Origin of the sequence: Kribbella sp. NPDC026611 (assembly GCF_040638345.1) — a bacterium.
Taxonomy (GTDB): Bacteria; Actinomycetota; Actinomycetes; order Propionibacteriales; family Kribbellaceae; genus Kribbella.
In genome coordinates, this window is record NZ_JBEZYC010000007.1 from 331,435 (window position 1) to 352,788 (window position 21,354).

A 21,354-nucleotide genomic window follows, 5' to 3' on the forward strand; every position below is an offset into this window, starting at 1 on the left:
GTTCGAATTCTTGCTCGTTCCGGAGAGGAAAGTCAAACCGCCTAGTGTGTTGGTTCTGGCCTTGCCGGGACGGGTCTGCTAGGCGGCTCGACCCTGGTGTCCGCGGCCGGACTGGCGAACCGGCGCTCGAGCAGCGTGAACGCGTCGATCAGCTCCGGCGCCTCGTAGACGCGGTTGCGTCGGCCGTCGGTCACCTCGCGCAGGACCCTCGCCTCGACGAGTTTCGCGAGGCCTTGGTTCGCGGCCTGCTGGGAGCGGTCGATGAGCTGCGCCGCGGCGGCGAGAGTGAGGACGGGGGCTGCCGGGAGCGCGTCGATCAGGAGGTCGGCGGCAGAGCCGGCCCGAACCGGGGCGGCGCGTTCACGCCAGGCGGTCTTCAGGTCGGCGGCCGTCTGTTCGAAGCGAGCCGCCTCGGCCGTGGCGTGACTGCAGGCCATGGCGAACATCCGCAGCCACGGGTTCGCGGCGGCCTTCGCCTTGGCGGTCGTCGCGCGTCCGACGTACCGGAAGTCGGTGAGGGCTTCGACGTACTGCGTCGCGTGCGTGGCGAGTGAGAGGGATACCGGCGGGACCGTTCGGGTGACGAGTCCGTCGGCGCGGAGGATCAGATGGATCAGGGCGCGCCCGGTCCGGCCGTTGCCGTCGGCAAAGGGATGGATGGTCTCGAACTGCGCATGCGCGATCGCGGTCTTCGCCAGCACCGGCAGGGGAGAATCGCGGACGAACGCCATCAGGTCGGCCAGCAGGTCCGCGATCAGGTGCGCCGGCGGCGGCACGTAGTACGCCTCCGCGGGGGAGCGCCCACCGATCCAGTTCTGCAGATACCGAACCTCACCGCCGTACTCCGGAGTCGGCGACTGCGCCATCAGCAGCCGATGCGCCTCCAGGAGATGCTCCACCTCGAGCTTGTCCCCGGCCTGCACCGACTCGGTCACCCAGGTCATCGCGTCGACCGCACCGAGCACCTCCTCGGCCGTCACGTCCTGGGTCCGCTCCCGCAGTACGTCGGCCTTCAGCAACCGCCGCGCACCGACCACCAGCCCCTCGATCTGCGACGACCCCACCGCCTCGGCCCGCAACAGCAACCGCGCCAACGCCTCGCTGTTGGTCAGCACCGCCGCGGTCGCATCCAGCCGCGCCAGATCCCCGGCGGCATCCTCCAACGCGGCAAGCACGTCATCACTCAGCTCGAACTCGCGCCCGACCAGCGGGTCCGGGAAGTACAGCTCGTACGACCCGCCCAGGCGCTCAGCCCGGGTGAACCCGTCAGGGTGCCCCGGCCACCGATGCAACTCGACCCGCGCCATACCCCATATTCAACCTTATCCACAAACCTTGAACAAGAACCTGTGGACAGTGTGGATAAATCAGCGCTTCCGCGCTCCGCGCAGCGCCACAAAGATCAGCGCCACCCCGAACGCGGCAACAATCGGCCCAACGGTCGCCCACAGCGTGCTGCCGGTCATGGAGCTGCCCTTCAGATACCCGAGACCTTGGAAGGTCCAGACACCGCCGAGGGCCAGCAGGAGGATGCCGAAGGCGATGGCGAGGATCTTTCCCATGGGGACAAGTTAGTGGAGTTGGCTGACCGCTGTGCCGGTGGGGAAGGAGAGGCGGCCGACCGGGACGATCCAGGGGGTCCAGATGCGGAGGTCCTCGGGGAGGCGGAGGTTGGCTGCGGCGCATCGGTCGGTGACGGTGTCCAGCGCTCGGACCAGTGCGTACCACTTCCCATCGCTTCCCCGCAGGCGATCGCGGTAGGCATTCCAGGACATGCTCGGTTGGGCTCGAGAGATCAGGTGCAGGTCGGGGAAGAAGTCGGGGCCGAGCATGGGGAAGGCGATGACTGTGGCCAGCAGGGTCATGGCGGCTCGGTAGGGGTAGGTGTCTTGACCGTCCAGGTCTGGGACCGGGTCGAGGTCGGTGCGGCCGTTGGCTTCCAGCTGGGTGGCTACCAGGAGGCCGTAGCTGTTGGCGAGGCGTTTGACCGAGCGGGGACCGCTGACGAGTGGTGGGCCGAGCAGGTTGATGAGGGTTAGCTCGTCTTCGGTTAGTGCGAGTGGGTCGACTCGGTCGATCACTGTGGAGCCCAGGTGGAGCGGGGCGGCTACGGACTCGTCTGGTTGGGAGAGGGTTGAGCTGGCTGGGGTGGATGGGGTCTGGGCGGGCTGGGTGGTTGCCGGCGGTGGTGTGGTTTGTTCGGTCGCACGGAGGCCGACCAGGTCGTCGATCATCTGGCGGTAGCCGGACTGTTCCATCGGGGGCAGTGTGAGGACGATCTGGAAGATCTTCTCCAGGTACTGCGCGGGGGTCGAGGCCCACTCCCGGACATCGGGTGGTGAGAACAGCTCGCGGTAGTGGGCGGTCAGCGAGCGCAGCAGCCAACGTGGGTCTACTGCGACGACGACCACGAAGAGGCGGACGGCGAGCAGGAGGTGGATGGCCTCCAGGACCTCCACGACCCGGTCAGGTGGGCAGCGGTCCAGGTCGTCGATGTAGATGACGATGCGATCGATGGCGGGGAGCTCGTCGCCGGCTGCGTCGCGTTCGGGGACGTCGCGTCGGGTGGGGTCCTGCTGCAGGAGCTCGGCCATGCGCTCGAAGTCCTGTCGGATCTCGGTCATCAGGCCGAGGTGTTCGCGGTAGGTTTTGGAGCTGGCGCGGTCCTGCACCAGGCCGGCTAGCTGGCCGGCTGAGGTCAGGCCGCGTAGGCGGTTGCGCAGCTCGTCGACTTCGGCGGCCGCGACGGCTTCGGCGGTCTCGAGTCGATGGCGTTGCTCCTCCTGGACGTCTCGGACCTTCTGCCAGAGCGAGCTGAGGGCTTCCTGCCCGCTCCGCAGTCGTTTCCAGGCCGGCCGCGCGGACTGCACGAGCACAATCAGTGCGGCGATGAAGGGGAGTGTGGACAGCCAGTGGATCAGTCCGGGTCCCCAGATCGCTGCGGCTATGCCGAGGAGGGCGATCGCGATCACCCACAGCCAGGTAGGGCGAGGAAGTGCGCTGGCAAGCTCTTTAAGCGAACGCCAGCCGAGGCGTACGGAGACGGGTACCGCGGTGGCTTGCTCGTAGAGCTTCTCGGCGTCGTCGCCGAGGCGGGTCCGGAGCTGCCGTCGCTCTGAGGGGGAGAGACTCGCCCACTTCGTCGCGGAGGCGTTACGAAGGTCGTCGAGACGCTTCTCGGCAACGGCGAGTTGCTCGCGTAGGCCGCGGGCTTGGACCAGCTCGCTGGCCAGGCGGGACTGTTGGCGCTGCCGTACGCCGGGCTCGTGCCACAAGTCCGAACGCGAATCCTCCTGCAGTTGCGCAAACAGCTCGGCGACGAGACTCGCCCAGAGGTCAGTCTCGGCGTAGTGCCAGGCGTTGAACCGCACCTGCCGCACGTGGCGGTGCACGATCGGGTCGTCCGCTCCCGCCGCCGTACTCCGCTGCTGCACCTCGTCCTGCACCATCTCCAGGAACTGCGTCTTCCCATCACCCCACTGCCCGAACACCCCGACTGCGAGCGGAGGTTGTGCCGACCGCGCGGTGATGACGTCGGCAAGCGCTGTCGCATCAGCCCGCCGCCCGAGCAGGTCGCGGGCACCACGGTCCGACTGATACCGCGGCACCCGCGGGACCGGTCGCTCCCACACGAGATCCCACAGCCAGATGCCGCCATCGAGGTCACCTGCAGCGAGCACCGGCCGCTCGTCCAACTGCCCCCACGCACCCCATCGCAGTGTCGGATCCATGCCGCCGCCGAAGCGCGTGATCGTCCCTGCCCGCGGATCACAGATCCAGAAGTCACCGGTCTCCGAACCGAGCACAAGCGCCGACCTGCCGTCCGGTCGCGTCCCCCAGGTCGCCCCGATGGGTGGGCCGCTGAAGCCCTCATGCGAAACGCTGAAGATGCGCCCGGTGGGTGCGTTGTAGAACTGCAGCACACCAGATTCGGAGAGGGTCGCGAGAACAGGATCCCCGTCTAACTCACCCCAGGAGCCCCAGATGGTCCGCGGAGCGTCGACCCGGACGGGGGTCACGCCCTTGCTCGACGCGGCTCCCGGGTCGCGGATGATGGTCGCCGGCCAGATCTGAACCTGTTCTTCGATGCCAGTCGCGAGGACCGCTTCACCACGGACCTGACCCCACGCACCCCACGAGACATCGACGCCGTCGGTCTCGATGGCCCCCCGCTCGACGAATCGCCACGGATCCCAGAGTCGGACGGAACCGATACGGCCGTCTGTCGCCAGCACCCCCTCACCGTCGACGTGACCCCAAGCGCCCCAAGAGGCGTTGAGACGCCTCCGCAGCGGGACAGCCCCACGCTGGTCTTGTGCAGGGTCCGGCCAAATTGCTGCGGCCCGATCGGGTCCGCCAATGGCCAGGATGGGGCGGCCGCCACGCATGCCCCATGCCCCCCACGCGGATTGCAACTGGTTGCCGGACGAATCCCCATGGAGGCTCGGCTGGAGTGGTCCTGGGCTAATGAATGGAAGCAGCCTGAGTAGGCCATCGGAGCCCAACGTGGCCAGCACAGGAGTGTTTCCGGGCTGCCAGCCGCCCCAAACGGCAGGCAGCAGCCCCCATTGACCGGCTCTCATCAGCGGCTCTGATCGGCGGATGAGGCGAGGGATGAGGTGTTCTGGCACCGTCACATGGTGGCAGTTGCCAGCAGTTGGTCGCAGAGGTTGGCGAGTCGGTGGCGGAGGGGTTTGGAGCGGGTTGCGAAGGTGCGTTGGGCGGCTGTGTATTCGGCTTTGCCTTCGGGGGTTTCGATGCGGACCGGGGTGTAGCCGAGCGGGGCCAGGTCGTAGGGGGAGGCGCGCATGTCGAGGGTGCGGATGTCCCGGGCCAGTTCGAAGCAGTCCAGCAGCAGCGAGCCGGGCGTGAAGGGGATGAGCTTCGACGCCCACTTGTAGAGGTCCATGTTCGCGTGGAGGCAGCCGCCTTGTTCCAAGCGCGGTTGGGATTCTCGCGTGGGCTGGAGGATGTTGAGGTCGCGCGCGGGAGTGGTGAAGAAGCGGAAGGCGTCGTAGTGGGTGCAGGTGATCTTGTGAGACTCCACGACCTGGTCGGTGCCGGCGGTGCCGAGGCGTAGGGGCCAAGTGGAGTGGCGGACGTCGGTGGTTCGGTAGACCATCGCCCATTCGTGCAGGCCGAAGCAGCCGAACTGGGCGGGGCGGCTCAACGTAGAGGTCAGCAGGGCGCGGACCCAGTTGATGGTGTCAGTGCGGCGGGCGATTTCGGCCGGGTCGAGGTAGGCGACTCCGTCGACATACAGGTAGCCGCGGCGGTCGGCGTACGACGATGCGTCCGCCAACCCGACCCCAGGGCCGGGGTGCCAAAGGCGGAGTTGGTTGGGGCGGGTGGAGTAGTAGGTGAAGAGGAAGTCCTCCACCGGGTGCTTCTCGCCGCAGGCCTTCCGAGCCAGGTGGCCGGCCAGGAGCTCGTCGACGCGGGCCTCGTGCGCGGCGGCGTACGTCGTCCACTCGGCAACCGTCAGCGTCTTCATAGGTCCAGGGCGAACGCCCACAGGTCGACGCCGGGGATCGGGGCCCAGTCACGATCCGGGAGCCGGGTGAAGCCGAGGCGTTCGTAGATGCGGTGGGCGCCGGTCATGTACGTCGCGCTGCACATGACCATGCGGCGATGCCCCTCCGACCGGGCGCGGTCGAGGCAGCGCTCCACCAACGCCGTACCGACGCCCAGGCCGCGCGCCCGTCCAACCACCCCGAGCATGCGGAACTCGCCCTCGTCGTCGAGCGCGATCTCTCGATAGACGGAGCCGACGGGGCAGTACGTGACTGTGCCGAGCAGACCGTCAGCAGAAGCGGCGACCCACAGCTCGGCCTTGGCGGCCCGGTCCGCGGCCGCACGCAGCGTCGTCGCGTACTGACCGCGCACGAAACCGTCGGCGGAGTACGCGTCCACGGTCACCTCACCGACCGCGTCGTACTCCGAAGGAACAGCCAAGCGGATCTCATACGTCACCGCGCAATAATGTCATTCCGTCGCACCGGTAGGCTCGCTCCGTGCGTATCGCCAGATTCTCCGTGGACGACGAACCGAAGTACGGCGTCGTCGAGACCGACGACCCCGAGGGGCTGACCGGCACCGTCAACGTGCTCGACTCGGATCCGCTCTACCGGCCGGTCCAGTTCACCGGGGAGAAGCTGCAGTTGGCCGACGTCCGGCTGCTCGCGCCGGTGATCCCGCGCAGCAAGGTGGTCTGCGTCGGCCGGAACTACGCGGCCCACGCCGCCGAGCTCGGCAACGAGATCCCCAAGGAACCGCTGATCTTCCTGAAGCCGAACACCAGCGTGATCGGCCCGCGCGACGGCATCGTGTACCCGGAGCAGACCAACGACCTGCACTTCGAGGGCGAGCTGGCGATCGTGATCGGCCGGATCTGCCGCGACCTGCCCAAGGAGCGGGTCGACGAGGTGATCTTCGGCTACACGATCGCGAACGACGTGACCGCGCGCGACCTGCAGAAGAGCGACGGGCAGTGGGCCCGGGCGAAGGGGTACGACACGTTCTGCCCGCTCGGCCCGTGGATCAGCACCGAGCTCGACGTTGCGGACCTGCGGGTCAGCACCGAGGTGAACGGCGAGCCCAAGCAGGACGGGCGGACCAGCCAGTTCATCTTCGGCATCCCGGAGGTGCTGGCCTACATCACCTCCTTCACCACGCTGCTGCCCGGCGACGTGGTGCTCACCGGCACCCCGGCGGGGGTCGGTCCGATGCTGCCCGGCGACGAGGTCGCGGTCAGCGTCGAAGGAATCGGAACTCTGACGAACAAGGTGATCGTGCGTGACTGACCGGGCTGAGAACGACGTGCTGGGCGACCTGGATCCGAACCAGGTGCGGGTGCGCTTCCCACCGTCGCCGACCGGCCTGCTGACCGTCGGCAACATCCGGAGCGCGCTGTTCAACTGGGCCTTCGCCCGGCACTACGGCGGCAAGCTGGTGCTCCGGATCGAGGACACCGACACCGCACGGAACACCGACGAGGGTTACCACTACACGCTCGAGTCGCTGCAGTGGCTCGGCCTGACGTGGGACGAAGGCCCGGACATCGGCGGCGAGTACGGCCCGTACAAGCAGTCCGAGCGGATGGACATCTACGGGGACGTCGTCGAGAAGCTCCTCGCGGCAAGCAAGGCGTACCACTGCTACTGCTCGCAGGAGGAGCTCGACCAGCGCCGCGAGGCCGCACGTACCGCAGGCCAGCACAGCGGGTACGACGGCCACTGCCGCACGCTCACGGCCCAGCAGGTCCAGGCGTACGTCGAGGAAGGCCGGCGACCCGTCGTCCGGCTCCGGATGCCGGACCGCCCGATCGTGTTCGACGACCTGGTCCGCGGCGAGATCACGTTCCTCCCGGAGAACCTCGGCGACTACGTGCTGGTCCGGGCGAACGGCTACCCGCTCTACCCGCTGGTGAACCCGGTCGACGACGCGCTGATGGAGATCACCCACGTCCTGCGCGGCGAGGACCTGCTCCCGTCGACCCCGCGGCAGATCGCCCTCTACGAAGCGCTCGCCGGCATCGGCGTCGGCAGCGGCCGGACCCCGCGGTTCGGTCACCTGCCGTTCGTGATGGGGACCGAGGGCAACAAGAAGCTGTCCAAGCGCGACCCGGGCGCCGGCCTCGGCGAGTACATGGCGCGCGGCTTCCTGCCCGAGGGCCTGCTGAACTACCTGGCCCTGCTCGGCTGGTCGATCGCCGACGACCGCGACGTCTTCACGATGGCGGAGATGATCGAGGCCTTCGACATCCGCAAGGTGAACGCGAACGCGGCCCGCTTCGACCCGAAGAAGTGCGAGGCGATCAACGCCGCGCACATGCGGATGATCCCGCCCGAAGAGTTCGCGCAGCGGATGATCCCGTTCCTGGCGAAGGAAGGGCTGCTGCCGGCCGAGCCGTCGGACGAGCAGCTCGCGCTGCTCCGGGCAACGGTGCCGCTGGTGCAGGAGCGGATCAACTCGTTCTCGGAGTCGGTCGAGATGGTCGGCTTCCTGTTCGTCGACGAGGAGGCGTTCTCGATCGACCCGGACGCGGCCGCGAAGGGTCTAAGCGGCGACGCCGACGCTGTCCTCGACGCGTCGATCAAGGCGCTGTCAGACGTCGAGTGGAACACCGCGGCGATCGAGACCGCGTTGCGCGAGGCGCTGATCGACGGGCTCGGGCTGAAGCCGCGGAACGCCTTCGGTCCGGTGCGGGTGGCGATCTCCGGTCGTCGGATCTCGCCGCCGCTGTTCGAGTCGCTCGAGCTGCTCGGCCGGGACAAGTCGCTGCACCGGCTCGAGCAAGCCCGTCGTACGGCGTGACCGTGGCAGCACCAGTGGAGTCGCGCCGGGACTACCTGCGGCTGCTCCGAGTCCCGGAGGCGCCGACCTGGTTCGTCGTCATCGGGGCGTTCGCGATCCTGACCGGCTGGATGATCGCCAGCCTGGTCATCCTCAGCGTCCAGATGGGCATCCGGAAGGACCCTGAGGGCACGGTCTCGTGGCTCGGGCTGCTGGCGACGAACCTGACGCTGATCGTGCTGATTCCGCTGTGCATGCTGGTCGCGCAGAAGCTCAACCGGCAGGCCCCGGGGCTGTTGTCCTCGGTGGCCGGGCGGTTGCGGTGGAAGCCGCTGCTCTGGTTCGCGGTGGCGGCGTTCGCGCTCGAGCTGCTGATGCTCGCCGTGATCCAATTCGGCGACGTCGGCCTCGCGACCGGCGAGCGGCATGGCGGCGGGATGGCGCCGGACGCGGTCGCGGTGATCGTGGTCACGCTGCTGACGTCGTCGTTCCAGGCGGCGGGGGAGGAGTACTTCTTCCGCGGCTACCTGCTGCAGGCGATGGGTGCGCTGGTGCGGAGCGCAGTGATCGCGATCCTGGTCACCACCGTGCTGTTCACGATGGCGCACGGGATCTGGCCGTGGCAGAGCCCGGCGCTGTTCGTCGACCGGTTCGTGTTCGGCCTCGTCGCGGCGTACCTGGTGATCCGGACCGGCGGGCTGGAGGCGTCGATCGCGGCCCATGCGGCCAACAATGTGGTGACGTTCGTCTTCGCGGCGCTGACCGACACGGTCGGTGCGAGCCTGGGGGTGAAGGACGCGCCCTGGTCGCTGGTGACCGTCGACGTGGTGAAGTTCGTGGCGTTCGGCGCGGTCGCGCTCTGGCTGGCGCGCCGGCTCGGCCTCACTTCCGACGTACAGACGAGTCCCGTGTGACGGGAGTGACAACCCGCCGGAGCCGGGCCGTTTTGGTGTCCGGAGGGTGGCTCGGGTAAGCTCTCCGAGCCGGGTTGGTGAGGGCGGAAACAAACTCTCAGCTCAGTGAAATGCCTTTGGGGTATGGGGTAATTGGCAGCCCGTCTGATTCTGGTTCAGTTAGTCTAGGTTCGAGTCCTAGTACCCCAGCGGATTGGACCGCACCGATGGAAATCGGTAGAGTTCACTCTCGTTGCCCGGCTCGTCAGAGCCGGTCGACGCACCTCTGGCCCCGTTGTGTAGCGGCCTAGCACGCCGCCCTCTCAAGGCGGTAGCGCGGGTTCGAATCCCGTCGGGGCTACCAGAGCAGCCGGATCCACAGCGATGTGGGTCCGGCTTTGTCGTTCCGGAGACAGTGGATCAGGCCGGCCAGGCGATGTCGTCGATCGCGAGCCACGGTGCGGTGGCCACCGCCGCGGGCGTGATGCCGGTGATGGTTTTGACCTCGCGGTTCAGGTGGGACTGGTCGACGTACCCGCTCTCCGCGGCGACTCCGGCGGGGGCGTGCCCAACGGCGAGAAGGTGTGCGGCGTGGTCGACACGCACCAGCTGCGCGGCGCGCTTGGGGGTGAGCCCGAGCTGGGACCGGAAGCGCGACCACAGCCGTTGCCGGCTCCAGCCCACGTCGCAGGCCAGGCCGTCCACCCGCACCCGGCCTCGACTGATGACTGTCCGCCGCCAGGTGTGGGCGACCTCCGGATCGATCGGCGGTCGCGCGTCCAGCCGCCGGGTGAGCTCCGCGCTCGCGATCGCGAACCGTTCGTCCCACGTCCGGGCCGCGCGAAGCTGCTCTTCCAGCCGCATAGCGTCGCCGCCCCAGATGTCGTCCATGGCAGCCACTGTTCCGGTGAGCTCGGCGGCCGCGCCGAACATCGCGGACGCCACGACCGGCGACAGGCGGATCTGCAGGCACTCGCCGCTCCATCCGCCGGCTCGAAGCGGGCCCGGAAGCAGCCCGGCCACGAAACTGCCACGCAGCTGCCCGGCATCGCACTCGATGCCCCCGGCCGTACTCAGGTCGAAGAGCAGAGTGATCGACGGGTGCGCGACCATCGCGATGTCCACCCGCGCGGAGGTACGGACTCCGAACCCCGCCATCCTGATCCCCGGCAGGCGAGCAGCCCCGCGCGGTACGGCGACGTCCACGTCCGACCAGGACCAGCTGGGTGCCAGCACGTGATCAGTCTAGGTAGTCCAGCAGGAGCTTGGCGGTCGCCTCCGGCGCCTCGAACATCGGTACGTGCCCGACACCGGCCAGCATTTCCAGCCGGGTGTTCCGCACCCCGGCGTACCGCTGTGCCGATGCCGGGTAGTACCGCGGGTCGGCCGCGCCGAAGACGACCAGCGTGGGGAGGCCGAGGCGCGCGAGGCGCTCTGGGGTACTCCGCTCGCGGACGTACGCACCGTTGCCCGCCAGGACCTTCCGGAACGTGCGGTACGTGATGTTCTTCAGGTCGGCGACCGCGTCGTCCGGGATGTCTACCGGCCGAACCATGGTCGCGCGGATTCCCTTGCGGATCATGACGTCCGACCGCCGGGGCCAGAGCAACGGGCCGAGCGGCGGAGCCAGTAGCGTGCGCAGGATCAGTGGTTGCGGCTGCAGCGCGTCCAAGCCCGTAGCGGTACTGATCAGCATCAGCGACGCCACCAGTTCGGGGCGTTGTTCGGCCAGCGAGGTGGCGACCCAGCCGCCGCTGGAGTGCCCGGCCACGGGAATGTTGCGCAGCCCGAGGTCGTCGAGCAGGCCGGCCACCCGGTGCGCCTGATCGGGTACGCCGTACGACGAAGCGGGCGGGGACTGACCGCACCCGGGCAGATCGACCCGGATGACGTGGTGCCGCTCGGCGAGGGCCTCGACCACGGGGCTCCAGGTCGCGCTGGACGCCCCTGAACCATGAATGAGCAGCAACGGCGCCGCGGCCGGCGAACCGTCGTGCACCACCCGCATGCCGTGGGAGAGCTCGCGATCGATCATGCGGGCGACGCTACGAGCCCGCCGGGCGTGCGTCTTGGACGAATGTCAGGCCGGCGACGGAGTGATGTGAGCCGGGCCGCCACCGTGCAACGTGCGCCGTACTGACAACCCCACCGCGACCAGCACGACGCCCCACACCAACGCGGTGACGCCGAGCAGTACGGCGATGGTCACCGCACCGGCACCGGGCTTCGCCTCGAACAGGACGCCGAGCAGGATCGACAGCAGCCCGTTGAGCACCAGCAGCCAGCGCGGCGTCGTCTGCTGACTGAGGAACGCTCCGGCCAGCTCGAACACCCCCCGGATGATCAGCCAGATGCCGAGGATCCAGGTCAGCGTCGTCGCGGTCATCCCGGGGCTGGTGATCGCGAAGAACGCCGCGATCAACGCGATCACGCCGAGCGTGACCAGCCACAGCCGGCTGCCGCGTGACTCGGGCCGGAACGCCTGCACGATCGACCCGATGCCGTCGGTCAGCGCCCAGAACCCCCACAGCAGCGCGAGCGCGATCGCCGTGGAGATCGGCCAGACGATCGCGAGGATGCCGAAGACGATGCCGATCGCGCCGCGCACGAGCAGCATCTTCCATCCAACAGTCAGCCAGTCCCGCTCCATGTCAGACCTCCCTCGAGGTTGCTCACCTCATGGTGGTCCCAGCAGAGCGACGTGACAACTACTCAGAGGCGCGACGCAAAGCTTCCGACAGTCGCTCGGCGGCGGCCATCACGGCGGGGGCGTGCATGCGGCCGGGCTGGCGGGAGAGGCGTTCGATCGGGCCGGACACCGACACAGCCGCGATGACCTTGCCGCTGGGGGAGCGGACCGGCGCGGAGACGGATGCGACGCCCTGCTCGCGTTCGCCGACCGAGTGGGCCCAGCCGCGACGCCGTACGCCGGCCAGCGCTGCCGCATTGAACGATGCGTTGTGGAGGCCGCGGTGCATCCGCTCCGGGTCCTCCCAGGCAAGCAGTATTTGGGCAGCCGACCCGGCGGCCATGGTCAGCTGACTGCCGACGGGCACAGTGTCGCGCAGACCGGACGGGCGCTCAGCAGCCGCGACACAGACCCTGTACTCACCCTGACGGCGGAAGAGTTGGGCGGACTCACCGGTGATGTCGCGCAGTCGCGCCAGCACCGGGCCGGCGGTCGCGAGCAGCCGGTCCTCACCAGCCGCGGAGGCCAACTCGCTCAGTCGCGGACCGAGCACGAAGCGTCCCTGCATGTCCCGGCCGACCAGCCGGTGGTGCTCCAGCGCCACCGCCAGCCGGTGCGCGGTCGGCCGCGCCAGGCCCGTCGCCGCCACCAGGCCGGCCAGGGTCGCCGGCCCGGACTCGAGGGCGGACAGCACGAGAGCTGCTTTGTCGAGAACGCCGACTCCGCTAGAGTTGTCCATGAGACGATATTGACGTCTCGAATCGTGGAACGCAAGTGGCTTCCGTGAGACCTACCGGAGCACTGTGAGCGAGAGCACCCCCACTGAATTGATCTCAAAGGAGAGTCTGATGGGTAGGACGTTGTCGGAAAAGGTCTGGGATGCGCACGTGGTGCGCCATGCCGACGGAGAGCCCGACCTCCTCTACATCGACCTCCATCTGGTCCACGAGGTGACCAGTCCACAGGCGTTCGACGGCCTCCGGCTGGCGAACCGTCCGGTCCGGCGCCCGGACCTGACGATCGCCACCGAGGACCACAACGTCCCGACGTTCGACGTGGACAAGCCGATCGCCGACCCGGTGTCGCGCACCCAGGTGGACACGCTGCGGAAGAACGCCGAGGAGTTCGGCATCCGGATCCACACCCTCGGCGACCCGGACCAGGGCGTCGTCCACGTGATCGGCCCGCAACTGGGCCTGACCCAGCCCGGGATGACCGTGGTCTGCGGTGACAGCCACACCTCGACGCACGGCGCGTTCGGCGCGATTGCCTTCGGCATCGGTACCAGCGAGGTCGAGCACGTGCTCGCCACCCAGACGCTGATGCAGGCGCGGCCGAAGACGATGGCCGTCACCGTCGACGGCGTGCTGCCGGACGGTGTCTCGGCCAAGGACCTGGTGCTGTCGCTGATCGCGAAGGTCGGCACCGGCGGTGGCCAGGGCTACATCGTCGAGTACCGCGGCGAGGCGATCCGGGCGCTGAGCATGGAAGCCCGGATGACGATCTGCAACATGTCGATCGAGTGGGGCGCCAAGGCCGGCATGATCGCGCCGGACGAGACCACGTTCGCCTATCTGCAGGACAAGCCGCACGCGCCGCAGGGCGTCGACTGGGAAGCGGCCGTCGAGTACTGGAAGAGCCTGGCCACCGACGCGGACGCGAGCTTCGACCGCGAGGTCGTGCTGAAGGCCGAGGACATCGCGCCGTTCGTCACCTGGGGCACGAACCCGGGCCAGGGCGTCCCGCTGTCCGCCGCGGTCCCGTCGCCGGACGACTTCGACAACGAGAACGACAAGGTCGCGGCCGAGCGCGCGCTGGAGTACATGGGCCTGACCGCCGGGACGCCGATGCGGGAGATCCACGTGGACACGGTGTTCCTGGGTTCCTGCACCAACGGGCGGATCGAGGACCTGCGCGCGGCCGCCGGCGTGCTGGCCGGCCGGAAGGTTGCCGACGGCACCCGGATGCTCGTCGTACCGGGCTCCGGCCGGGTCCGGCTGCAGGCCGAGGCCGAGGGCCTGGACGCGATCTTCAAGGACGCCGGCGCCGAGTGGCGTGGGGCCGGATGCTCGATGTGCCTGGGCATGAACCCGGACCAGCTGGCCCCGGGCGAGCGCAGCGCCTCGACGTCGAACCGCAACTTCGAAGGCCGCCAGGGCAAGGGCGGTCGCACCCACCTGGTGTCGCCGTTGGTTGCCGCCGCGACCGCCGTCACCGGGACCCTGGCCGCTCCGGCCGACCTGCCGCCCGTCGCCGTCGCCGCGAACGTCTGAGGAGCAACGCAACCATGGATGCCTTCACCCAGCACATCGGTACGGCGGCTCCGCTGCGCCGCAGCAACGTCGACACCGACCAGATCATCCCGGCCGTGTACCTGAAGCGGGTCACCCGGACCGGCTTCGAGGACGGGCTGTTCGCGGCCTGGCGCAACGATCCGTCGTTCGTCCTGAACCAGCCGGAGTACGACGGTGTCTCGGTGCTCGTCGCCGGGCCGGACTTCGGTACCGGATCGTCGCGTGAGCACGCGGTCTGGGCGCTGCTCGACTACGGGTTCCGCGTCGTCGTCTCGTCGCGGTTCGGCGACATCTTCCGCGGCAACTCCGGCAAGGCCGGTCTGCTCGCGGCCCTGGTGGAGCAGGACGTCGTCGAGCGGCTGTGGACCACGATCGAGAACGACCCCGGGACCAAGGTCACGGTCGACCTGGAGAACAAGACGATCTCGGCCGGTGACGTGTCCGCGCCGTTCGACATCGACGACTACACCCGGTACCGCTTGCTGAACGGTCTCGACGACGTCGGCATCACCTTGTCCCACGAGGACGACATCGCCGCGTACGAGGCAACGCGGCCGTCTTTCAAGCCTGCAACGCTTCCCGCAAAGGCCTGAAAGGTCCAGCAGAGTTAGCGCCGCCGTAACGTTCGGGTGGGCGGCGGCGATAACTCTGGTGTTACCCTTGCGGGGTTGTCAGAACCAGGCTTGCGAGACCGAGGAGGTGAGACGCTGATGTCCAGCTCCAGCGATCCCTCCAGACATATCGGTCTCGCTCGGCCTGTGGGGGGCTTTTTCCTCTAGTAGTAGCGGTCGGGCAGACGTGCGTGCTCATCACTCACTCTTCGCACCACCGCCTCTGGAGGACTCATGTCCGACCTGCGCCTTCGTTCCCTTCGCGCGTTCAGCCGTACGCCGTCACTGCGTGCCGCTGCCCGTAAGCATGCTGCTGTCGCACCGGCCGTCGAGCCGGCCGAGCTGCCGCAGCCGCGCGACCCGCAGAAGCCCAAAGGACACAGCGTTGTCGACTCCGCGATCTACTGCGGCGGCCGCCGCGTCGCATCGCCCGACTCGCTCGCCGCGACGTACGGCGCGCTGCACAACGCACCGCAGAGCCTGGCCTGGATCGGCCTGTACCGGCCGGACCGCCGCGAGCTCGCGTCGCTGGCGCACGAGTTCGACCTGCACGAGCTGGCGATCGAGGACGCCAACGAAGCCCACCAGCGACCGAAGCTGGAGCGGTACGGCGACACGTTGTTCGTCGTACTGAAGGCTGCGCGCTACCGGGACGCGACCGAGGAGGTCGAGTTCGGCGAGGTGCACGTGTTCGTCGGCCCGGACTTCGTGGTGACGGTCCGGCACGCCGAAGCCCCCAACCTGGCCGCGGTACGGCGCCGTGTCGAAAGGGATCCGGAGCTCCTCAGCCGCGGCGCGGAAGCCGTTCTCTACGCGATCATGGACAAGGTCGTCGACGGTTACGCACCGGTGGTCGCCGGTCTGGAGAACGACATCGACGAGATCGAGACCGAGGTGTTCCGCGGCGATCCGAAGGTGTCGCGGCGCATCTACGAGCTGTCCCGTGAGGTGATCGAGTTCCAGCGCGCGACCCGGCCGTTGGTGGGGATGCTCGAGCAGCTGCGCGGCGGCTTCGAGAAGTACGGCGTCGACGAGGAGCTGCAACGTTCGTTGCGCGACGTGGCCGACCACGTCACCGAAGTGGTGGAGAAGGTGGACGGCTTCCGCGAGCTGCTGCGCGACATCCTGACCGTGAACGCGACCCTGGTGGCCCAGCAGCAGAACGAGGAGATGAAGAGCCTCGCGATCGCGAGCAGCGAGCAGAACGAAGAGGTGAAGCGGATCTCTGCCTGGGCGGCGATCCTGTTCGCGCCGACGCTGATCGGGACCGTCTACGGGATGAACTTCGACAACATCCCGGAGCTGCACTGGCAGTTCGGATACCCCTTCGCGATCGGCCTGATGGCCTTGGTTTGTGTCGGTCTGCACCAGATCTTCAAGCGCCGCGGCTGGCTCTGAAACCGCCCGATTCCCCTCGATCGGGCGAAATTGTGGCCCGAATCGCCTAAAACAAGGCAAATTTGCCGCGTTGGTGTTTGTGCATGGCGGTTTGAGTCCATAACGTTCCTGTGAGATCGAGCGCTGTGCTCGACGTCTAGTGTTCACGGAGGGAAGCAGTGAACAAGAGCCAGTTGGTCGAAGCGCTCGCAGTGCACTTCGACGGAAACCGCCGCCAGGCCCAGCACGCACTGGAATCGGTGATCGACACCGTGCAGCGCGAGCTGACCAAGAAGGGTGGCAAGGTCGCCATCACCGGTTTCGGTGCCTTCGAGGCCATCGAGCGTGGGGCGCGCATCGTGCGCAACCCGCGGACCGGTGAGACCAAGCGCGCCAAGAAGACCACGGTGCCGAAGTTCCGCGCGGGTGCGGAGCTGAAGGCCGTCGTCTCCGGCGCGAAGAAGCTGCCGAAGCTGGTGGCGCCGAAGCCGGCCGCGACTGCCACCAAGGCAGCTGCCCCGGCCAAGAAGGCCGCTCCGGTGAAGGCCGCCGCGACCAAGACCGCCGCAGCGAAGAAGACGGTCGCCAAGAAGGCCCCGGTCAAGAAGGCCACCCCGGCCAAGACCGTCGCCAAGAAGGCTCCGGCGAAGAAGGCCACCCCGGTGAAGGCCGTGGCCAAGAAGGCGCCGGCCAAGAAGGCCCCCGCCAAGAAGGTCGCCGCGAAGCGTACCGCTCGCTGACCTGCTGCACTGCGGCACCGCACTACAGCAAAGGCCGGTCACCCCATCCAGGGGATGACCGGCCTTCGCGTTTGTCTGGGGCAACGGTTAGAGCTGGGTGCCGAAGTCCACTTTCGTGACCGCCAATGCGGCGCCGGAGCCGGTGGTCTCGATCCGCACGCGTTGCCCGACCCGCAGGTGCCGCACCGGGGTGTCCGCGACCGCGTGCACGGTAAAGGGAAGCTCGATCCCGGTGTCGGTCAGCACAGCGCCGGAGAACGTCTCGCCGTCGTAGCGGCTCACGGTTGCCTGCATGTCAGCAGGCTAGACCTTCGGTACCCGTCGCGGCACCGAGCACCAGCGACATCACCTCGGCCGTGGCCGGACCCACGCCGAGCTGTACGGCGTGCGCGAGATCGGCCGCGGTGTCGACATCTCGCCGTACCGACTCGATGCCGGCCAGGTCGATCGGCACCGCACCGGAGGCCTGGTGGGCCAACGCGGAACCGACGCCGAAGCGGGGATCCAGCGGTACGCCGGGAGCCGCTGCGAGCAACGTCGTACCGGTGCCTGGCTGGTCGATGACGAACGAGCGGGGTGCAGTGCAGGCCGCGAGTACGGCGGTGAGCTCGGCCGGACGCAGCGCCGGCAGATCGGCGGACAGGGCCGCGATCCCGTTGCCGGGGAACTCCGCAGCGGCCACAGTGGCACCATGCAGCAAGGCTCCGTTCAGCCCCGCGGCCGGAAGGTCCGGGACCACGTGCGCACCGGCGGCGGTGACATCCGCGGCGACCAGTGGGTCGTCGGTGACCACCAGGACGGCGCGCACCAGCGGAGAGGCCAGGGCGGCCGCAGTAGTGTCGACAGCGAACGCACGGGCCAGCTCGGGACGGTGCTGAGGGTAGGCCGGAGCAAGCCGGCTCTTCGCGATCGCCGTACGCTTCACCGGGATCGCCAGGGTCCAGGGAGCGACCTGTAGGTCTGCCATCAGGCAGGATTCTCCCATGGCAGAGGGCATCGACGAGCACCAGGAGGCGTTAGTGGCAAGCAGCGACCCGCGGCCGGCCCGGGGGTTCTGGTTCGGCGTGATCGTGGCGGTGGTCAAACCGCTGATGATCGTGCTCACCAAGTGCCGGTTCAGCGGCACCGAGAACATGCCCCGGAGCGGGGGCGTGGTGTTCGTGCCGAACCACGTGTCGCACCTGGACCCGGTCGTGCTCGGCTACTTCATCTGGGAGTGCCGGCGCATCCCGCGATTCCTCGGAAAGGCGTCGCTGTTCAAGCTGCCGGTGGTCGGCAGGATCATCACCAACGTCGGCCAGATCCCGGTGTACCGCGAATCCGCGCAGGCCGCGGACGCGTTCCGGGACGCGGTCGCCGCGGTCGAACGCGGTGAGTGTGTGGGCGTTTACCCAGAGGGCACGATCACCCGCGACCCGGAACTGTGGCCGATGACCGGTAAGACCGGCGCGGCCCGGATCGCGTTGACCACCGGCTGCCCGGTGATCCCGATCGCCAACTGGGGTGCGCAGGACGTGTTCCGCTCGTACCAGGGCACTGGCCTCAAGGTCCGGCTGTTCCCGCGGAAGACGATCCAGGTCCGGGCCGGTGCGCCGGTCGACCTGAGTGCGTTCCAGGGCAAGCCGCTGACCAACGCGCTGTTGCACGAGGCAACCGAGGTGATCATGGCCCGGGTCGCCGGCACCCTCGGCGAGCTGCGCGGCGAGACCCCGCCCAAGGAGCTCTACGACCTGCGCAAGGCCCGGAAAGCCGCCGAGGGTGAGGAGAAAGCATGACCAAAGTCGCGGTGTTCGGTGCCGGGTCCTGGGGGACGGCGTTTGCCAGTGTGCTGGCGAACGCCGGGAACCAGGTGTCGGTGTGGGCCCGGCGGGACTCGTTGTGCGAGGTGATCAACACCCAGCACGAGAACCCCGAGTACCTGCCCGGCCTCCGGCTGCCGGATGCGATCACCGCGACGCACGATCCGGTCGCGGCGGTGGACGGGGCGGAAGCCGTCGTGCTCGCCGTACCGTCGCAGTCGCTGCGGGACAACCTGAAGGACTGGGCGGGCGTGCTGCCGAACGCCGTACCGCTGGTCAGCCTGATGAAGGGCGTCGAGCTCGGGACGACGAAGCGGATGAGCGAGGTGATTGCCGAGCTCACCGGTGCCGGTCCGGAGCGGATCGCTGTCGTGTCCGGGCCGAACCTCGCACGCGAGATCGCCGAGGGACAGCCGGCGGCGGCGGTCGTCGCGTGCGAGGACGAGGGGACCGCGACCCGGTTGCAGAAGCTGTGCCACTCGCCGACGTTCCGCCCGTACACGAACAACGACGTGATCGGGTGCGAGCTCGGTGGCGCCTGCAAGAACGTGATCGCGCTGGCGGTCGGGATGGCGGTCGGGCTCGGCTTCGGCGACAACGCCCGGGCCTCGGTGATCACGCGCGGCCTGGCCGAGATCGCCCGGTTGGGTACGGCGCTGGGCGCGGACGAGCACACGTTCTCCGGGCTGGCCGGGCTGGGTGACCTGGTCGCGACGTGCTCGTCGCCGCTGTCGCGGAACCGGACCTTCGGCGAGAAGCTCGGCCAGGGCATGAGCGTTGCGGAGATCGCCGGCGCGACCCGGCAGGTCGCTGAGGGCGTCAAGTCCTGCGCGTCGATCACCGAGCTCGCCCACCACCACGACGTCGAGATGCCGATCGCCGAACACGTCACCAAGGTCGTCGCCGGCGAGATGACCCCGAAGGACATGCTCTTCAGCCTCGTCTCCCGCAGCGCAAAGTCAGAACGTTGGGGCTGATCCCGGAGCCCTTCGCCGAAACCACCATCGCCCGCGAAGGCGAAGCCGGCCGCGCCTGGCTGGCCGAGCTCCCCGCGATCGCCACCGACGTCCTGACCCACTGGAACTGCACCCCCGCCGGCGACACGATGCACGGCGAGGTCGGCATCGTCATCCCGGTCCAAGGGCATCGGGTCGTGAAGATCTCGTTCCCGCATCCAGGCAACGACTACGAGGCGGACGCCTTCGAGGCGTGGGGTGGTGTGGGCGCGGTCAAGCTGTACCAACGCGACGACGACCGCTACGCCCTGCTGCTCGAGCGAGCGCGTCCGATGACGCTCGTGGAGCATGACGAGGACGTGGTCGTCATCGCGGGCGAGCTGCACCGCAGGTTGAGGATCCCGGCGCCGGACGGGCTGCCCCGGCTGTCGGATCGGGCCGACGAGTGGGCGGAGGAGCTCCGCAAGGACGACGCCGAGCTCGACCATCCGTTGCCGCCGTACGTCGTGGATGCGGCGCTCGCCGTCGTCGCCGAGCTCGGCCGCAACCAGCCGGAGATCCTGATCCACGGCGACTTCCACGCCCGCAACATCCTCCGCGCGGACCGCGAGCCCTGGCTGGCCGTCGATCCCAAGGGGTACGTCGGCGATCCGGCGTACGACGCGACCACGTTCCTGCGGGCCCGCGCCGCGCACCAGCTCGGCGCCGACGACCTGATCGGTCTGTTGAACCACGAGCTCGACCTCTTCGCCGAGACTGCGGAGATCGACCCGCAGCGCATCCGCCGCTGGGCCTACCTGAACCTGGTCCAGGCTGCCTTCTGGGGCCGCCGCCACGGCTTCGGTCGAGCTCGCGGCGGCAGCGAGCTCGACCGGTTCATCGCCCTGTGCGACGAACTCGCCCTCAGCTGGATCGCCTAGCAAGGCTCTCGGGCGGCAGGTCGAACGCGTCGTTGGGGGTGCGCAACAGGGCGAAGCTGGCTCCGGCGAAGCCGACCGCGGTGACCACCAGCCCGATGCCGGCGGCGACGTGGCCCGGCATGAGCGGGTGGGTGAAGCCACCGACGGCGAGGGCGATCCCCATCCAGATCGGCGCGACCCGGCTGCGCGCCAGCGCGATGCCCTGCAGCAACAGGCCGATCGTGATGGCGAGGATGAAGAGCAGGCTTCCGACGGCGAAGATCGGCAGGCTGTCCATCGACGACCTCACCTTCTCCATCGTGGCCGGGTCAAGCCCTTCGTGGACCGTCAGGTACTCCGGCGTCACCGGACCACCCAGCAGGAACAGCCCGGCTCCCAGACCTCCCATGGTGACGATGGCTCCGACGGTGGACAGTCGCGGCACTCGCCGGCGCGTCACCCACGCGACGGCGAAGCTCGCCGGGATCAGCAGGAACCAGGGCACCTGCAGCCACTGCATGAGCTCGAACCGGCCCTCGTGCGCTGTGACCGCCGCGACGGTCTCGTCGAACGGCGCGTTGCCGCCGACCGGGCTGATCAGGTAGACGATCCCCTGCAGCAGGATCGGCACCGGAGCGATCACAGCGAGCAGGACCCGCCAGAATCCTCGCACGTCCCGCGGTTTCCGTTCGGTCCTGCCTGTCTTGCCAGTCTGGGAGGCGGTGGTGGACATGAGCAACTCCTTCGCGAGTGCGCTGCCGTCAGCGCTGGAGATCTCAGCGTCCGGCCGGCCCGGCCCCA

At 68.6% G+C, this 21,354-nt stretch carries 22 protein-coding genes and 2 tRNA genes; 12 read left to right on the forward strand and 12 right to left on the reverse strand.

The annotated features are described in order from the left end of the window. Positions 1-41 precede the first annotated feature (41 nt). From AB0E69_RS28405 to AB0E69_RS28425, 5 genes are all read right to left on the reverse strand, one after another. Positions 42-1,307: a Fic family protein gene (locus AB0E69_RS28405; protein WP_360152554.1), complete on the reverse strand. Its 1,266-nt coding sequence runs from the start codon at positions 1,305-1,307 to the stop codon at positions 42-44. Positions 1,308-1,367: 60 nt separating this feature from the next. Then, positions 1,368-1,562, reverse strand: coding sequence for a hypothetical protein (locus AB0E69_RS28410; RefSeq protein ID WP_360152557.1), 195 nt, complete (start codon positions 1,560-1,562; stop codon positions 1,368-1,370). A gap of 9 nt (positions 1,563-1,571) precedes the next feature. Continuing rightward, entirely contained in the window at positions 1,572-4,235 is a 2,664-nt protein-coding gene (locus AB0E69_RS28415) for a P-loop NTPase fold protein (protein WP_360152560.1), read from the reverse strand. Between the two features lie 398 nt (positions 4,236-4,633). Further along, positions 4,634-5,494: a 3-methyladenine DNA glycosylase gene (locus AB0E69_RS28420; protein ID WP_360152562.1), complete on the reverse strand. Its 861-nt coding sequence runs from the start codon at positions 5,492-5,494 to the stop codon at positions 4,634-4,636. Further along, positions 5,491-5,973 carry a GNAT family N-acetyltransferase gene (locus AB0E69_RS28425; RefSeq protein WP_360152565.1) on the reverse strand — a complete coding sequence of 161 codons (483 nt, stop codon included), beginning with the start codon at positions 5,971-5,973 and terminating at the stop codon, positions 5,491-5,493. Before AB0E69_RS28425 ends, AB0E69_RS28420 begins: the two co-directional genes overlap by 4 nt. Positions 5,974-6,014: 41 nt before the next feature. Here AB0E69_RS28425 and AB0E69_RS28430 point away from each other — a divergent pair, with 41 nt between their 5' ends. The 5 genes from AB0E69_RS28430 (at position 6,015) to AB0E69_RS28450 (ending at position 9,552) form a co-directional block, all read left to right on the forward strand. Further along, positions 6,015-6,803, forward strand: a complete 789-nt coding sequence (locus AB0E69_RS28430) for a fumarylacetoacetate hydrolase family protein (RefSeq protein ID WP_360152568.1) — start codon at positions 6,015-6,017, stop codon at positions 6,801-6,803. Further along, entirely contained in the window at positions 6,796-8,316 is a 1,521-nt protein-coding gene (gltX, locus tag AB0E69_RS28435) for a glutamate--tRNA ligase (protein WP_360152571.1), read from the forward strand. Before AB0E69_RS28430 ends, gltX begins: the two co-directional genes overlap by 8 nt. Before the next feature lie 2 nt (positions 8,317-8,318). Further along, positions 8,319-9,209: a type II CAAX endopeptidase family protein gene (locus AB0E69_RS28440; RefSeq protein ID WP_360152574.1), complete on the forward strand. Its 891-nt coding sequence runs from the start codon at positions 8,319-8,321 to the stop codon at positions 9,207-9,209. A 117-nt stretch (positions 9,210-9,326) separates the two neighbouring features. Beyond that, positions 9,327-9,398, forward strand: a tRNA-Gln gene (locus AB0E69_RS28445). 78 nt (positions 9,399-9,476) lie between these two features. After that, positions 9,477-9,552, forward strand: a tRNA-Glu gene (locus AB0E69_RS28450). 56 nt (positions 9,553-9,608) lie between these two features. Here the strand turns inward: AB0E69_RS28450 and AB0E69_RS28455 are convergent. The 4 genes from AB0E69_RS28455 to AB0E69_RS28470 are packed head-to-tail and all read right to left on the reverse strand — an operon-like array spanning position 9,609 to position 12,616. Next, the gene (locus AB0E69_RS28455) at positions 9,609-10,424 is read right to left on the reverse strand and encodes a helix-turn-helix domain-containing protein (protein ID WP_360152577.1); all 816 of its coding nucleotides are present in this window, start codon (positions 10,422-10,424) and stop codon (positions 9,609-9,611) included. A 4-nt stretch (positions 10,425-10,428) separates the two neighbouring features. Continuing rightward, complete coding sequence (locus AB0E69_RS28460) at positions 10,429-11,223, reverse strand: alpha/beta hydrolase (RefSeq protein ID WP_360152580.1); 795 nt, start codon at positions 11,221-11,223, stop codon at positions 10,429-10,431. Positions 11,224-11,268: 45 nt separating this feature from the next. Then, entirely contained in the window at positions 11,269-11,838 is a 570-nt protein-coding gene (locus AB0E69_RS28465) for an HdeD family acid-resistance protein (protein WP_360152583.1), read from the reverse strand. 58 nt (positions 11,839-11,896) lie between these two features. Further along, entirely contained in the window at positions 11,897-12,616 is a 720-nt protein-coding gene (locus tag AB0E69_RS28470; protein WP_130387568.1) for an IclR family transcriptional regulator, read from the reverse strand. 109 nt (positions 12,617-12,725) lie between these two features. Here AB0E69_RS28470 and leuC point away from each other — a divergent pair, with 109 nt between their 5' ends. The 4 genes from leuC (at position 12,726) to AB0E69_RS28490 (ending at position 16,899) form a co-directional block, all read left to right on the forward strand. After that, complete coding sequence (gene leuC / locus AB0E69_RS28475) at positions 12,726-14,150, forward strand: 3-isopropylmalate dehydratase large subunit (RefSeq protein WP_360152586.1); 1,425 nt, start codon at positions 12,726-12,728, stop codon at positions 14,148-14,150. A gap of 14 nt (positions 14,151-14,164) precedes the next feature. Beyond that, positions 14,165-14,764, forward strand: a complete 600-nt coding sequence (leuD, locus tag AB0E69_RS28480) for a 3-isopropylmalate dehydratase small subunit (protein ID WP_360152589.1) — start codon at positions 14,165-14,167, stop codon at positions 14,762-14,764. A gap of 252 nt (positions 14,765-15,016) precedes the next feature. Continuing rightward, a complete protein-coding gene (corA, locus tag AB0E69_RS28485) occupies positions 15,017-16,180 on the forward strand; it encodes a magnesium/cobalt transporter CorA (RefSeq protein ID WP_360152592.1) in 1,164 nt (387 codons plus the stop codon). Between the two features lie 158 nt (positions 16,181-16,338). Further along, positions 16,339-16,899 (forward strand): HU family DNA-binding protein, encoded by a 561-nt coding sequence (locus AB0E69_RS28490; protein ID WP_360152595.1) that lies wholly within the window; start codon positions 16,339-16,341, stop codon positions 16,897-16,899. An 87-nt stretch (positions 16,900-16,986) separates the two neighbouring features. Here AB0E69_RS28490 and AB0E69_RS28495 read toward each other — a convergent pair whose 3' ends face one another. Both AB0E69_RS28495 and cofC read right to left on the reverse strand, forming a co-directional pair. Further along, positions 16,987-17,193, reverse strand: a complete 207-nt coding sequence (locus tag AB0E69_RS28495) for a hypothetical protein (RefSeq protein ID WP_360152598.1) — start codon at positions 17,191-17,193, stop codon at positions 16,987-16,989. Position 17,194: 1 nt separating this feature from the next. Continuing rightward, positions 17,195-17,866: a 2-phospho-L-lactate guanylyltransferase gene (gene cofC, locus AB0E69_RS28500; protein WP_360152600.1), complete on the reverse strand. Its 672-nt coding sequence runs from the start codon at positions 17,864-17,866 to the stop codon at positions 17,195-17,197. 16 nt (positions 17,867-17,882) lie between these two features. Here cofC and AB0E69_RS28505 point away from each other — a divergent pair, with 16 nt between their 5' ends. Genes AB0E69_RS28505 through AB0E69_RS28515 form a run of 3 tightly spaced genes read left to right on the forward strand, consistent with a single transcriptional unit; the run spans position 17,883 to position 20,574 of the window. Beyond that, positions 17,883-18,674 (forward strand): lysophospholipid acyltransferase family protein, encoded by a 792-nt coding sequence (locus AB0E69_RS28505; RefSeq protein WP_360152603.1) that lies wholly within the window; start codon positions 17,883-17,885, stop codon positions 18,672-18,674. Continuing rightward, positions 18,671-19,675: an NAD(P)H-dependent glycerol-3-phosphate dehydrogenase gene (locus AB0E69_RS28510; protein ID WP_360152606.1), complete on the forward strand. Its 1,005-nt coding sequence runs from the start codon at positions 18,671-18,673 to the stop codon at positions 19,673-19,675. The genes AB0E69_RS28505 and AB0E69_RS28510 overlap by 4 nt, the downstream gene beginning before the upstream one ends. After that, on the forward strand, positions 19,666-20,574 hold the full coding sequence (locus tag AB0E69_RS28515) for an aminoglycoside phosphotransferase family protein (protein WP_360152609.1): 909 nt from the start codon (positions 19,666-19,668) through the stop codon (positions 20,572-20,574). The genes AB0E69_RS28510 and AB0E69_RS28515 overlap by 10 nt, the downstream gene beginning before the upstream one ends. Here AB0E69_RS28515 and AB0E69_RS28520 read toward each other — a convergent pair. Continuing rightward, entirely contained in the window at positions 20,558-21,286 is a 729-nt protein-coding gene (locus AB0E69_RS28520; RefSeq protein ID WP_360152612.1) for a hypothetical protein, read from the reverse strand. The genes AB0E69_RS28515 and AB0E69_RS28520 overlap by 17 nt on opposite strands. Between the last annotated feature and the right edge of the window lie 68 nt (positions 21,287-21,354).